Here is a 15,285-nt window from a genome sequence, read left to right as displayed (position 1 = left end):
TCTTTTTATGGTTGGTTCGCAGAGAATGGCTGCTTTTTGATACCAAGTAAAATATCACCCTCCCCTCTATTTTTCTCTCACAAATTCAGTGACCAATTTTGGTGGTCTGGCAGTATTACCGAGGTAAATCTGCTCAATAATAATCCCATCTTCCCTAGCCCAGAAATTTAAGTCATGATATCCGGCGCTGACGTTAGCTATCCTACCTACATTGATCCAAGCAAATTCCTTGGCTAAAGTATTCTCGTTTGTAAATCTGTGGATTCCATCCATGCCTACATGAATCGAATCCTTTTCTGAACTATTGGCCTTAACCAAAAGCCATACATTGTAAGTACCGGGTGTATTAAACTTGATTCTAAATGTCATCTGCGGACTGAAGTTGCGGATTACCCGCGTGTTGGTCCAGTGGGATCCTCTAGCCGGTATGACCTCCATGGCAAGGCCGTATTTGCCTTTCCTTACAGCCCAAGTATGACTGCTTTTACCTACAACAGAAGCATATTTAGAATTTTCTGCGGCTGCATCAGCGTTTATATAGACTTCTCCGTTTTGTTCAACAAAAGCACCCCAGCCAAATTCGGTAAGTTCTACGATCTGCAGTTTATCTAGTTTTGCACCTTTCTCCTGATTACTGCTGCCTTCAATTGTAATCACGTCACCAGGGTTAAGCCTGACAGCTTTTATTGTTCTAGTATTCGGTACATATCCTAAGTCAGCAGATCTTTCAATCCACGCTTTAACATTGTTATACCGTTCTAAACTTGCTCCGTCACCGGTCGTCACTCCCCGGCTGATCAGCACGCTTTCCCATTCATCTACTTTTTCATTGTTCACATACACGGTGTATTTGGAAAAATTGTCATCGAAGTAGTCTATTTTCATGTTGTAAATGCCGGCTGGACCGTCGTATTCTGCCGATACATTACCGCTGCCGCTGACGGAAACATATCTGCCCTGAGAAGCAGCAAAATTTTCATAAATGCTGTATCCCGATAAACTCATGTCTTCGGCTTCTACTAAAAAGACAGGGCTGACAACCTCAGGCACATCCCATTTCAGGTCAGTTACTGCGCTTAAATCTGCCGTCGGCTGACCGCTGTGTTTCGAAATAGAGTTGTAACTTTCCGGTGGACCAAGGTATGAATAAGCTAAACCACCTGTATTAATGACAATCTTGTCAATAATGACCCCCGGATCAACCTTCCAAACATTTAAGGTATGATAGCCAGGTGTCTCAATGGTGATCGTACTTCTGATTTTTTCTACTTGCTCTAGGACATTTTGTCTCCATTGTGACTCATTAACATTATTGGTACTAACCAGGACTTCAGGTTCACCATCATCAATACTGATTGCAAATCTTCCACTCATTGGTGCCAAAGTTGGAACACGATGAATTTCGATTGGGAATTCTCCGGTACTGAAGAAATAGACTTTGTACTGAAGCACTGGAGCTCTGTCTTTAATGTTCTCAGTGAAACTTTCAGACAGATCAGGAACAACTTTAACCGAATCCCCGCTTCGACCCAAACCTTTAAAAACTTGCCACTGGGACTGAGGTGTGTCTACTTTATTGTAAAAATTCTCGGCTTCGATGGAAACATATCCGTTGCTTTCAATATGGCCTTCTACTTCATCTCTTGCCGGATAGGCCGGGTTAAAGGCTTTTACTGCTACTGCTTTTGTTAAGCCTTCAGACTTGAGCACAATCTCGCCGGTGCTTGTGCCTGTGGGAACTGAACACCAGTCGATATCAACCCAAATTCTCTCCTGAATCTCCACCGTGCCCTCAGACTTACTTAATCTAATCCACTCATGACTGGTACTGGCTTTCCATTCCACCACTCCGTCTCCCATATTGAACAGATCGATAAAGCGGCAGTCTTGGCTGTAAACAGAAAATGTTAATTCACTGTCCTCATAGCGGGACACCTGTCCCTCAGCAATCACTCCGAGAACCGGTTTGTCAGATATCTCGGCAGCATGGCTGACAGAGGGCATTTTCTCCAGCCAAGCATAGTGAGGGAGATTATGGTTATTGACGTCAGTATACGGGTCAAGGAAATAACGCCATTTACCGTTAGACATTTGGAAGTTGTAATAGTTAATATCTCTCTCATGCATCTCTAAAGCCAGCTCAGATCTGGCTGCTTCCATATTTACTGCCTTACCCCTATTTTGGAGTGCATATAAAGCACTTCTGTCAGCAGCAATATACTGCTCAAGATTTAAAGTACTGGAGCGGACGGGATATAAAATCAGCTGAAAATAGGCATCTTTTAGATCCTCCGGAAGCTTTTTAAAAACGTCCTCCGCATCCCTCAGCATCGCTACAAAGTTATTTAAAACTCTTTGAGCCTCATCACCGTAGTTTACAAGACTGTACACGCCTTTTTCCATAAACTCTGGTCTGCGGGCAATATTGTATTGATAATACCGGATCATAACAGAAGCAATTTCTTCTTTGTACTGCTCTCCAAAGTGTTTTGCCGCAAAATCCTCTATATAACCGGTTACATCTGAAGCTTCCCAGCTATCGATATCCCAAGCCAGCCTCATCATAAAGTCAATCGGAATTTCACGGGTTTTGAAACTACCAACATTCAATACCCACAGTTTATCAATTCCGTACTCAATGGCTTTATTTAATTCAGAAGCCATTAATGACAGCGGCGTAGTTGCCTGCCAGAGATAGGTTTGTCCCGGAGGTCCCAAATAACTTTGATGGTAGTACAATCCGTGTCCGCCGCTTCTCTGCCTTTCTTCGTCATTGGGAACATTTCTAATATAGCCGTGGTTATCATTCGGCCAAATGATTGTCACATCATCCGGAACTTGAAGTCCAGCGTTATAGTAGTCCAGCACCTCTTTATAAGGTGTAAACAGCTGCAGTTCCTCGGTTACATCTTCATTGACCCATTTACGGATGATTTCCCGCTGATCGGTAAAGATTTTTTCTAAAAGCTCGATCCTGCCCTGCACGCCCTGAACATTAGCCGCAGGCATCGGTTCGTCGTGAATAGCTCTCATGCCGATTGAATAAGCATTTTCATAATCTTTAACTTCTTTTACCCGCTCTTCCCAATAGCGATAAACATATTCCGGATCAACCGAATAATCATATACCGGCAGAGAACCGTCAGGCTTGCGGTTGCGGGCTGCCCATGCGTGCCACTCGTGGTTGTTGTTTCTTAGAAGCATGTCAACATGTGTCGAACCAACTACAATACCATAGTCGTTGGCATTTTTTGCGTTTTGTGGATTGGCATAAAAGCTTTCCCCTACCTGGTTCATAGCCGGCCACAGGAAATTGGCCTTTAAACGCAGCAGGGTTTCAAAGATCCTTTTATAAGTTTCTGGGCCAATCCGCTTACCCGGGTCGTGTGTCTTATGGGACCACTGAGTCAGCATATATTCGTCATTGATAAAAATGCCTCTGTATCGAACAGTGGGCTCACCTTGAACATAGCTCCCGGGCTTGACGTACAAGCTGTCCTTTTTTTGGGGAGTAACGTCAGCCCACCAATACCAAGGTGATACTCCGATTTGCTCCGACAACTCATAAATCCCAAAAATTGTTCCTCTCTTATCGCTTCCTGCGATTACCAGAGCTTGTTCTACACCGGGAAGAGGGTTGTCCACCGTTTTGATCAAAAACGATTCCCATTTCCCCTTGATACCGGAAACATCAATTTTCCCCGTGTCTGCCAACTGCTTGATAAACTTGCTTTTATCAACAGAACCGACGATTATTACATGACTTGTTAGTCTAGAATCTCTGGTTTTTACTGCAGGTCTCGCATCAGTTACTTTATAGATATCATCCTGGAGATCATCAACTGCCCGAATCACTGACGGAAAATCATTTGAATCAATTAAAATATCTGCAGCGGCTGCATCGCTGAATAGTTTAAAGTATCCATCTTCATAAACAGCACTGACGAAATTCTCATAATCTGATTCACCGGCAGCAAAGGCTTTGTTTGTCGGCGCTGCGACAATTATAAGTGCTGCTAAAATTAGTACCATTACAAATTTCATCTTCCCTACCCCCTTAAGTCTCTTTTTCTGCATTTAGCTTATTGACCAAGCATTTTCTGTAAATAAGGTGGTATAATAATCTCGATTGTATAATACATCTTGTCCACCTGATTCTCAGCGGTGACTTCAATCTCAATAATATTCCCATCTACATGAAGCTCCACCTGTGCCCCCGGCAGAGTTGGTACAGCCGCTACCTCAGGCATGTCTGCGCTTCCAAAAGGAAGAGGAATTCTGTACTCTGTGATTGATGGATGAAAACCGGTCAGCATTCTATCGTTTAGTTTAATTTCATCTAAACTGGCAATGGCAGTTACATCTGCCGATGGATATGGTTGTGGAGACCTTGTTGGGCCAGCAACAACCAGTATTTCATCTTCAAATCTCACTCGGTCAATACACAGATTGCGATTTCCTCCTCGCTGCTGCACATCAGTGTGAGTATGGTAAACAATAAACAGCTCAGTGCCGTCAGGCGAAACTGTAAAACTATTGTGTCCCGGACCGGAGACACCTATAGAGAGATCACTCTGCAAAATTGGGTTGCCTTCATATTTAACCCACGGACCTAAAGGATGATCGGCAATCGCAAGCCCGACTGCATACGCAGACGAACCATAAAAGTTCGAAGAGTACGTCATATAATATTTTTCTTCATGCTTCAGCACATATGGCCCCTCGTTCCAGAGAGTAGATCCGGATTGAAACTCCCACCCCTGCTCCGGTGTAGCCGCAAGGACCGGTTCGCCAATCAGTTCTGTTAAGTCTTCGCTCATCTGCTGAACGTAAATTTGACTAGTTTTTCTGCCGCGAACGATATTATAGCCGACATCCACTGTATAAAAGAGATACGGAATACCATCATCATCTACAAAAATATGGCCATCTATGTACGACTTGCCGTAATCAAAAAGTGGTGCTTTTATATTCATAAAGGGACCTAGAGGATCATCGCTGACAGCCAGAGCTATCTTAAGGCGGCCGTCTTCGTCTTTAGCATTGTAGACCATGTAAAATTTACCTTTATACTCAATTACTTCCGGCGCCCAAAAAGAACCGGTGCCAAATTTGAGTTCCTGATTATCCTTATCTAAAGCAAGGGCATAGCGCAGCCGGTCTGTCCAATTGACTAGGTCCAGCGAAGTCCAGACTCTAAATCCTCGGTCACCAGCAGAAGTAGCATACAAATAGTACACATCATCAACTTTGAGAATATACGGATCGCCGATTGCATCAATACCGCCCACAGGGTTTACATAGTATCGATCATCTGAAGAATTGGTGTCAGCTGCAGCTGCTGCGGAAAGCAGAGTTAGAGTTATAACAAAAAAGATAATTGCTGTTGATATACGTCTCACTGAGATCCTCCTTTAAAAGAGCCTGGCGGAACCTCTTAAAACAAGAGGTTCCAGCAGGGGATTACTTGTAAAGCTCGTCAAACTTCCAATAACCGATCAACCCAGCTTCTGTTCCTGTTAACTCTTGATTCATATACTCGGCAATTTCCTCCTGAGTTCTCACAATATTCCACAGTCTTGCTTCATCTACCATTCCACCATAATAGCGAGTACCAATATTTTGAGCCCCAAAGAGAACCGTTCCGACACCATTGGAAATATCCACATTTGGACACCGCTCGGCAATTTTCTTTACACCATCAACATAGACAACCAATTCACTGGTGTCATAAGTCATCGCAATGTGATGCCAAGTATTATATTTCCAACCAATATCGATGGCTTTTCCAACTACCTTTGATGTTCCGTTGCCGAGATGTAGATAGATTTGTCCTTCAATGTCGTGCCTGATCAAAAGCCGGCTTACACCTCTTTCGGCGCCATGTTCTTCTGTACCGAAGGCAAAGGCTCCGCCCCAGTCCTTCAGCCCTGTCGGAACATAGATCCATGCCTCAAAGGTATAGATGTTTTCTGGCAGTCCCAAGGTTTCAGATGGTTCAACCTTTAAGTAGCCTATATTTTTGTTGAACTGAGCTGCACCGCCGGATTTACCTTCATCCCAGCTCGGACCGTCATAAGCAACTGCATGGTTTCCGTTTCCGGACAAATCCTGGAATGCAGAAGAAGTCCGAGTATCATTAAAGGCATTAAGAGCCCCTAAGAGCCTGTAAGTTGCTTCCAGTTTTTCACTTTCGAGAAGCACGCTCTCTTCAACTGATCCATAAGTGTCTAGTGCTGCTTTAAGAGCTTCAATAGACTCTGCCGAGTAGTAGTCAAGCAGGATTTCTCCCAAACGCGGCTGCGTTCTTGCTCTTCTGAATGCCTGCTGAGCATCGGCTAAAGTTTCGTTAAAGGTAGGTACGTATTCAAAAGCGTCAATAGTTACGTACGCCATTCTAGCTTCATCAGATTTCGTTCCTGTCGGTACAATCCGTACAGTGTATTCATCTTCAGCTAAGCCATCAATTGTATAAATCACTTGTTGGTATTCTTCAACCGGATTATAAAGATTGATATCTTTTCCGACCAGGTCATCATTTAAGTAGATATCAGCTTTACCCCTATTCACGCCTTCAGACCCAATCCAGCGAAATCCTGAACCGACAAAAGTAAACTCGGCATTAAATTTGCTGTGGTTAGCGATCCTTTCGGAGCCCCCAAAGGATTCGGGTGTCTCGCTCTCAAGCCATCGTCCTGAATACACAATAGAAGAATGGCTGTCATCCACTCTTTTCCAAGCGTGATCATCAGCCAATGCTGCATTGGATAGCGCAATCAACAAAACTAAGCTTAATATTAATGCTAATTTCTTGTTCTTAAAAGCCATAGCATCCATCTCCTTAGAGATTTTCTAAAGTGTGGTTAGATGGAAACTGGTCAGCATCGAACAGTTTCCATCGTCCATTTCACCTTCCTTGTCTACTGTCTGAGCAGATCATCAAGCAGCGCTTGTGCTTCAGGCTGCAGTGCTGACAGCACCGAAGCTGGGCTTTCACCGCCAATGATCACGTCATTTACCATCGCTGAAATAATTCCAGCATCCTTCAGGACCATCCGCACCATTACATCAGGAATTGTCTGCAGATTAGTATCCTGCCATTTCCACATCTCAAGCGATTCGCGATCATAAACAGCAACAGCTCTGTTGTCCCAGAATCTTTCGCGCCATGCTTCCATATCTTCAATGTAAGGCTCTTTAATCTGCATCAGCGCACCGACCAGCTCGACCAGCGCTCTTGGGTCGTGCTGGACTGTAATGGGAATGATTCCACCCCAGAGGTTACCTCGCTCGGTGGCTACAGGACCTTGAGCAGACGGACCGGTAGGCATAGGCATGATGCCCCATTCCATGTCATAGTTGTTTAGATTTGCGGCTAAACTTGAGAACTGAATAAAGTGTGTCGTATCGACATTAAAAGCTGTTGTCATGGTATCCATGGTAGTTCTCATAACGCCCTCGGCATACAAACCTTGGAGAAACTCGAGAGTCTCGATTACTTCATCTGTAACTAGATCAAGAACCACTCTGCCGTTTTCATACTTGACAAACTCTGCACCGTTGTTTGCCATCCAAACCAATGGAGGGAACCCGCCAAATCGCTCCTCGTCAATAGCCAATCCCCACTGATCGACCTGGCCATCGCCATTGGTATCTTTAGTTAATAATCTTGCATATTCAGCTAAAACATCCCATGTCCATAATCCCTGCTCAAATAATTCATAAGGCATAGGCAGCCCTTCGCGTTCCAGCAGTGTTTTGTTGACAGTCAGTCCAGCCGAACTGCTCCACAGCTCGGTCATAGCGGGGAATACAAATGTTGTCCCGTGCACTTTATACATATCGCCCGGCTGCAGCTCCGGAGGTAGTGTATCGTAATATTCCGGCTCAATAAAATCATCAAGTGGCATTAAGAAACCGTCTAGTGCCAGCGGTACATACTCGAGTGCCCTAGCATGAGCTACATCAAATGGTACGTCACCAGCCATTACACCTGTTCTCAGTACATTGGCGACGTTACCCTCACCATAAGGACCCACAAACTCAATTTTTACATTAAACATTTTTTCCACAGACTCAATGTGTTCTTGCAGTCTTGGGTCTGGATTGTACCAGTCATAAGTACGCCTCGGCCCAAGTGGAGTTAAACCCCAAAATCGAAATGACAACTTTACTGTTTCTCCACCAAAGTCATATTGGCTGCCATGGACAGCTGAGGATGCAGCTACCAAACCAACTATTAACAGCAGTAAAATTAACTTCCTAGCCTTCATGTTTCTACCTCCTGAACTTAGATTTATGAAGCAGCATATCCAACTTTATAACTAAACGACTGGCATACCACCCCCCAAATTCCAGATTGGTATTTTAAAACCGTTTAAAACCTAAATCGAATCTCTGAAGTAAGATTGTATGCTAAGTCAACTATCATCTCAAAAATGCTTATAAACAGCAGTACCCCAAAGATTACGATGCCCATTCCCACAAGTGTCGAGAAACTGATTATGATATTTTTGCCGAATGAATATTCGTGAATGGTCAGACTTCCGAAAAACAGCAGCGCAAGTGCCCAGATCAGCGATATCGTAACGATAAGTGTTACAAATGAACCTTCGCTCATAATCATGAAATTGCTGATCAAAGTTGTAGGAATCAGCATTAAAGGCAGTGGAGTTAGGGCATACGCTGTAGTAATGAATATCTCCTTTATCGTGCCTTTTCCATCAAATAAAGTAGTAATGGAATAACTCACTATACACCACAGAGCAAGCGGCACTATAATCGTTGCAGCTTCCAACCAGATATTAAGTCTCCGCAGATTTTCTGTGTTGAAAATAAAGCCAGTGTATTGTTTTTGAAAAACATAGGCAAACACTGTCAATACAGAAATCACAACGGCACCTATCAAATTACCCCGCCTCTCGTATTTCAGCTCCCAGAACCCGGCAAAAGGATGAAAAATCACCCTAAGTGAAAATCCCAAAGGTTTAATTACATCTTGCTTCAAGCGCCGATAAGCTTGAGAACTCGATGATAGATCCGTCTCCTTTGCTCTGAACCACTCCTTAATTTTTCCCGGAACCCCTGCTCTATTTAGGAAAATTCCGAGGAAGACTAGCACTACAAGTGCTGTCGATACTTTTGCGAAATTGTCGTTTACTTTTTCTCGGCGGTGCACTGCATAGGCACGGGAATACCCTTCACGGTCGTTAGCCAGCCGAAAGTATTCCAATGAATTTTCCACATCACCCTGCATTAATAGTGCGCGTCCGATTGAACTGTGGGCTAAGTCAAAGTTATTATTCAGTCGCAGAACCTCTTGCCAAATCTCTATTTCAGCATCATATTCACCTTGGTGGTAGAAATCTATTGCTTGGTGAATGAGTTCAGCATAGCGAGTAGGTTCAAAAACTGTAACCCTTTTTGCCTCCCGATCGAGCACCAGAATCTTATCCTCGAGAGCATCTATCGCAACCGGAACCCTAAATCTACCGCGCTGGTCTCCCGAACCGCCGAAAACATACAATAGCCTGCCTCGGTTATCGTAGGTAAATACCCGGCCGAGCTGATCATCCAATACACTGTAGATTTCATTTTCTCTTACAACAATATCCACAAAATTTGATTGGAAATTAGCTACAGCTGAACTGTCTTGCTCGAAAATTGCATAACCAATATCACCTGTCGGACTTTCATCAAGCAGGTCTTTTCCTACTTGGTTCAGCCTCCGAATTTTATTTTTATTCACTGTGTAAATCAGGCCAATTTCATCTAGTGTAATATTGGTAAATTCGGTTGGGAGTACCAAAGACATCCGCGACAACTGTTCCTGAGTAGCAATTTTACGCCAGAATATATCAACTAGGCTTGGGCTTACCCGGACTGCTGCAATAAAACCATCAAAATTACCATCGTTGTCAAATTTTAGAATCCCGTCATAAACATTGTTAGCCAAAACATACAGCTCGCCAAATTTACCCACTACCAGTTTCTTGGGCTGAAAGCGGATAGTTTCAGATAAAAACTCACCTTGATCATTTTCCGGGCGTCCTATTTCCCTTATCAAGCCGCCGTTTTGATCCAGCTCAACAATCCTGCTGTTCTGTGTGTCAGCGATAAAGATATGCTCACTTTCAGTTACAAAAATGCCTTCTGGTCGGTTAAATCTCTCTTTTTTTCCATCCTTTTCAAACTCATCGATAGTGCGGTAAAGCTTGAAATTCTGATCCATAACTACAATACGGTTATTCCCTGTGTCCAGAATATAGATTTTACCGGATGGGCTGACGAATAAATCCTGTGGATTTTGAAAACTGCCGATTCCTAAATCTTCCCCGGTTATGATCCTGGCTGGAAGGTAAGCTTGGGGACCGGCTACTCGTTCGTTCCAGTAGTTGTAGTTGTAGTTTGTATATGGTGCAGCCTCGACTGGCAGTACGATTATTACAATTGTCAGGAGCACTATCAGAAAGATCGCTGTTACCCCAGTTTTTCTATATCCGCTCAAAGTAACCCCACCTTATCTGCTCATTATAGCTGAGTTAAGAACGATTTAGCCGACAATACCTGTTCTTTCAATACCCTCAACAAAATACCGCTGTAAGAATCCGTACATAATCAGTAACGGAGCTAAAAACAGAACCATACCTGTATTTCTCACCACAGTAGCATACAGCTTATCAAAGTTATCAAAATCAAACTCATTAACTAGCCGGTTGAGCGTAAACGGCAGCAGTGTCGATGTATCACGCATATAAAGGGACGTTAGGAATGTATCATTCCACTGCCATACAAAAGAGAACAGGAACACTACAATCAGAACCGGTATAGCACCGGGAAGCATAATCTTGATAAAGGTTTTTAATGCTCCGGCTCCATCAATGTAGGCTGCTTCCTCTAAGGATTTGGGCATTCCGGCGAAATGCTGTCTCATAATGTATATGAACAAGCCATTTCTATAGCCTGTGCCCGTTAATGAGGTGAAAAGGAAAGGCCATACAGTACCGATTAAATTGAAACCGGGTTTACTTAAAAGCCCATAGAAGTCGAAGAACCGAAAATTCAAGAACAAAGGAATCATATTCATTTGCGGCGGAACAACTAAGGTTAATACTACGAAAGCGAACAGCAAACTATTGATTTTGAAATTAAACCTGGCAAATCCATATCCGATCAGGGTACTGGAAATAAGAGTGCATCCGCTCACCAGCAGGCACAATCCAAGGGAATTCAAAAATGCTTCCATATACTGCATTGTGTTAGCTACGGCCATATATGATCTAGCTATCCGTGCAATGCTGAAATTTCTAGTTAATAGATTTACCTGGGGATCAAACAGATCGGTCTCCGACATGAACGAAACGAGAACTTTAAAAATAACAGGATAGACGATGATCAAGCTGGTACCCCAGATCAGTGTTCCTCTAACAAAACTCCAAGTAAAACTTCTCAGCTTGGTAAACACCGCCCTAGACGACATCCGGTCTTTAAGTTCTACCCTTGAGGAATTAATCACGAATATGCCTCCCCTAGTCCATTGTGAAACTCTGCCTAGATACTAGCTTAACAACAACAACGAGTATTACAGAAATAACAACAAAGTAAACCCAACTCATGGCCACACTCACGCCGAATATTCCACGACCCCATGCAGTACTTTCAATATACCTGACCAGTCTATTATCCGGCGCGGTAAAAGAGTCAACGATAATAAAGACTATATTGGTAACTATCAGGGGTGAAATTAATGGAACTGTTATCTTCCAAAACTTTTCCCATCCATTAGCACCTTCAATATCAGCTGCCTCATAAATATGGGACGGTATTCCCTGCAGTCCAGCGAGGAAAACTACAATTGGAATTGCAGACTTACTGATAATGTCAGGAACGCGAGCTGTCGCCAGAACAATATAATTCAGCAGTTCTTTAGGCAGTCTCATTCTCAAGAAGAACGAGGTCAGACTTGAGCTAAACAGAAAAACATCCTGAGCCTGACCACTGATACCCGCTTCAATACCAGCACCGTACTGCAGGCCCTGAGTCTGTACCATAATATCTGCACCTTCCAGCTGCGCAATAATTCCTGCACCTAAAATAACGGGCAGAAAGAAAATTACCCGCGCTAATCCCCGCCCTTTAAACTCCTGATTTAAAAGCGCGGCTGCAATAAAGCTGAAGATAATAATCGCTGGAACGTTGACTAAAATTTGGCCTACTGTTTCTGTAAAAATCCGCATAAATTGGGGGTCGACCGTAAAGGCATATTTGTAATTCTCAAATCCAACAAAATCCAGCTCATAACCGGTTACTGTGATACTCAACTCGCTGAGTGAAAAAATCACAGACTGGATCGACGGACGTAGAAAAAACAAGATGAACCCAACTATAAAGGGAGAAACGAACAGCAAACCGGTTAGGGCTCTTTTGCCTTGTAACGAAAGCCGAAATCTTCTTCCTTGATTCATGGTCTATCTAACCCCTCTAGTTTTAAATAATCTTCCCCGCCAACGATCACGCCGTTTATTGTTACTGGATATGGATTATAGTTAACGACAATCGAAATTCCATTTTCGTAAGTGGTTGCGAACACATTGTCCATTAATTTCTCATGGGACACCATCCGCTGATCAGCTACATCGTGATACAGTTGATTTAACTCATGGTACAGCTCAGCAGCATAGTTCAACCAGTTTTGATAGTGAACTGAATAAAAATCACCATAATTTGAGTGTTTTAGCTCGAAAGCATTATCATAACTGAAAACAAACAGCGGATACGCACCAAATTCAATTAAACGCAGTACATCTCGACGGCTGGGATTTAAATTTATCGGCACTCCCGTGTACTTTACGAATCCGTGTACAACCATTTGATAAAACGGCACAGTTCTCTCAGTAATATTGAAATCATTGGAGCGCATAGGAGCGTTAATCACAGCCTCAACGTACGGCAGAGTATGGTCAAAGCCGCCTTCTACAAGCATCTTCAAGCCACGCTGCTCAGCCAAATCTTTCAATAATCCACTGATAATAGCTTTGGTCTGTTCTCGATCAATCAATTTCTCGACGATATCACTAAAGTCTGAGTTTAACTGATTTCCCAGGGCGGCAAATGCTAAACCGTTAATTTTATGCTTTGTTAAGTCATCTGCAAAAGAAATCACTGTTTCCTGGAAAACTGCAGGAGAAACTACCACTGTCCTGCGGTCGACTTTAGCGACACTGCCACTGATGGTTCGTGCAGCTTTAGAATTCGAAAATGCAGAATCATCGAGTGAAGCGTTCGCTACCGATATTTCAGGGTAAAACCCAACATTGTTCTCTTCTAAGTAAGCAACTAAACTACTAAAATCCTCAGAAGAACCAAGCGTTCTTTCTAACCTTAAGTCCCTCATGAAACTGCGCTCAATACCACCGTCATTCCAGCCTCTGTATCTCAACTCGATATTTGCGACACCCTTTTCAAGAAGTTCTGCAACAATCAGTTGGGTTTGTTTGAATGTCGATAATGGTTTTGTAATAGTCCGCGGAAATCCGAGTACAGGTTTCTCGATAGGTACTGCAGCTAGAATATCTAAATACAACGGAATTTCAGCATCTACCTTATTGGTCGGAAAACCATACTCATTTATTAGATGCTGCTGATATCTGCGCGCCATACCTGAATAATCTGCATCATCATCTGTCAAAAACGCATAGCGGATTACTATATCGCAATCGGTGAATCGAGGCTGATACTTGGAAATTGTTGTTCTGCCGATATCCAGCCTTTCCGATGGAAGAAGCTTGAATGATGCGTAAACCGTATTATACGCATGGTTTCTTCTTGCAAAATCGGCATTGATTGTCGCCATCGAACTTCCCGATTCAATTATGGCTACAAAGGCATTGTCATCGTCAGCTTTCATTCCAAATACTGGCATGTAAATAAGCTCGTTAATGGAGGTTGATATAACATCGGCACTAGAATAGTCAAAACCATATACTTTTTCACGGTAGAAAGTAGAATAATCTCTTTGATTGTTAAAATCGATTAAAGCGCCGGAACCATCTGGTACAAATATATAACCCTCTTGGTCGGGAGCGGCAGCACCAAAATATTTAAGCACATCAATATCGGTAATCGGAAAAGTATACTTCCTGCCAATCGTATCAGTAACACCAATGGGATAGTAAATTTCATCAACTGGAATTTTTACTACTAAACTGTCTCCATCGAGATAATATTCCAGCGGAATTGTAAACTCTTCCAAGTGCGGTATGGTCGGATCTAAGTTATTTGCCCTATGATCTGCGGCAACCTCATGAGGGTCATAGCCCACTGCTCGAATAATCTCGACCATATCTTCCAGCTGGAACCGCGGTATATCTTTCAGCAGGTAAGTTGGAGTGTCAACAAGCTGGGATATGTCAGCAAATCTGATATCCTCCATTCTTTCGATGTCCAGCCTATTTCTCAATACGGTGTTCAGCAGATGCCAAGTCAAATCCCGCCTTCTATCAAAAAGCTTATTGTTAGCCGCAGTTAATTTGGCTTCTAAAGCTTGTATTTCACTGTGGTTGGCAGAACTGGCGATTTGAGACTTCAGTTCGTCCAATTCCGCAATTAATTGTTCTCTTTCAGCCTCAGCTTTTTTATAGCTGTCATCTAACGGGAAAAGACCATAGCCGTTAAATAAGGCATCATGGTTTAAGCCCGACAGCCTAATTTCTTCGTCTTCCTTTACAGCTTTTAATAAGATTAAATCATACTGATCAGCTACAAATTTTTTATCACTCTGCTTATCAATCTTATTGAGAATATCCTGGAAGCGATCGTAGGAGATTAACCTAGGCACATATTCATTGACGCCCCATTCCTCAACGATCTGGTAGTTAATTCTCAGTCCATTTTCAAGTGGTTCGTATTCAAACTGCCCATACTTCACCCCGAATCGATAATTCTGCTTTTCTTTCTGACCAGGATCATGGTAAATGGCGAATTGAGCACTCTGTTCTTCGAAAATCAATCCACTGTTTTTTTCCCTGTCTACCGGATTAGAAAACCAGTAGTGATCGGTAGCTTTAACTCTTACAGCTATTTCTGTAGTCTCTTTATTAAAATACAGCTCTAAAAACTCATTCTCCGCAACTATTTCCATGCTATCCAGGGCTTGTTTTTCCCACTCTGCTGGTGTCGATGGTTTCTGAAAAAGCTGCAGCAGAAAACTCTGGGCATAAGTTACATGAGCTAAGAGTAATAGCACGACTATTGACAGTGACATACTTCTTTTAATCGCTTTCATTG

Annotated in this window: 8 protein-coding genes; all 8 read right to left on the bottom strand. The window is 42.9% G+C overall.

What is annotated here, in order from left to right; all coding sequences use genetic code 11:
- Positions 1 to 66 precede the first annotated feature (66 nt).
- The 8 genes from GX019_01265 to GX019_01230 all read right to left on the bottom strand — a co-directional run bounded on the left by GX019_01265 (position 67) and on the right by GX019_01230 (position 15,283).
- Positions 67 to 4,044 (bottom strand): hypothetical protein, encoded by a 3,978-nt coding sequence (locus tag GX019_01265; GenBank protein HHT35783.1) that lies wholly within the window; start codon positions 4,042 to 4,044, stop codon positions 67 to 69.
- 38 nt (positions 4,045 to 4,082) lie between these two features.
- Positions 4,083 to 5,354: a family 43 glycosylhydrolase gene (locus tag GX019_01260; protein HHT35782.1), complete on the bottom strand. Its 1,272-nt coding sequence runs from the start codon at positions 5,352 to 5,354 to the stop codon at positions 4,083 to 4,085.
- 109 nt (positions 5,355 to 5,463) lie between these two features.
- Complete coding sequence (locus tag GX019_01255) at positions 5,464 to 6,828, bottom strand: LamG domain-containing protein (protein HHT35781.1); 1,365 nt, start codon at positions 6,826 to 6,828, stop codon at positions 5,464 to 5,466.
- Between the two features lie 92 nt (positions 6,829 to 6,920).
- Positions 6,921 to 8,273, bottom strand: a complete 1,353-nt coding sequence (locus GX019_01250; protein HHT35780.1) for an extracellular solute-binding protein — start codon at positions 8,271 to 8,273, stop codon at positions 6,921 to 6,923.
- A 104-nt stretch (positions 8,274 to 8,377) separates the two neighbouring features.
- Positions 8,378 to 10,507, bottom strand: a complete 2,130-nt coding sequence (locus tag GX019_01245; GenBank protein ID HHT35779.1) for a DUF1282 family protein — start codon at positions 10,505 to 10,507, stop codon at positions 8,378 to 8,380.
- A 45-nt stretch (positions 10,508 to 10,552) separates the two neighbouring features.
- Positions 10,553 to 11,479, bottom strand: a complete 927-nt coding sequence (locus tag GX019_01240) for a carbohydrate ABC transporter permease (GenBank protein HHT35778.1) — start codon at positions 11,477 to 11,479, stop codon at positions 10,553 to 10,555.
- 49 nt (positions 11,480 to 11,528) lie between these two features.
- Complete coding sequence (locus tag GX019_01235; GenBank protein ID HHT35777.1) at positions 11,529 to 12,464, bottom strand: sugar ABC transporter permease; 936 nt, start codon at positions 12,462 to 12,464, stop codon at positions 11,529 to 11,531.
- Positions 12,461 to 15,283, bottom strand: a complete 2,823-nt coding sequence (locus tag GX019_01230; protein HHT35776.1) for a hypothetical protein — start codon at positions 15,281 to 15,283, stop codon at positions 12,461 to 12,463. The genes GX019_01235 and GX019_01230 overlap by 4 nt, the downstream gene beginning before the upstream one ends.
- Between the last annotated feature and the right edge of the window lie 2 nt (positions 15,284 to 15,285).

Source organism: Bacillota bacterium, assembly GCA_012837335.1.
In the GTDB taxonomy this organism is placed as follows: Bacteria; Bacillota; Limnochordia; order Darwinibacteriales; family DTU012; genus DTU012.
The sequence above is the reverse complement of the archived record's forward strand: the minus strand, read 5'-3'. Positions and strand labels throughout refer to the sequence as shown.

Bases quoted from the DNA above. Each gene is read 5' to 3' on its own strand.
- GX019_01250 (HHT35780.1), bottom strand. From the start codon at position 8,273: ATGAAGGCTAGGAAGTTAATTTTACTGCTGTTAATAGTTGGTTTGGTA.
- GX019_01255 (HHT35781.1), bottom strand. From the start codon at position 6,828: ATGGCTTTTAAGAACAAGAAATTAGCATTAATATTAAGCTTAGTTTTG.
- GX019_01265 (HHT35783.1), bottom strand. From the start codon at position 4,044: ATGAAATTTGTAATGGTACTAATTTTAGCAGCACTTATAATTGTCGCA.
- GX019_01230 (HHT35776.1), bottom strand. From the start codon at position 15,283: ATGAAAGCGATTAAAAGAAGTATGTCACTGTCAATAGTCGTGCTATTA.
- GX019_01240 (HHT35778.1), bottom strand. From the start codon at position 11,479: ATGTCGTCTAGGGCGGTGTTTACCAAGCTGAGAAGTTTTACTTGGAGT.
- GX019_01235 (HHT35777.1), bottom strand. From the start codon at position 12,464: ATGAATCAAGGAAGAAGATTTCGGCTTTCGTTACAAGGCAAAAGAGCC.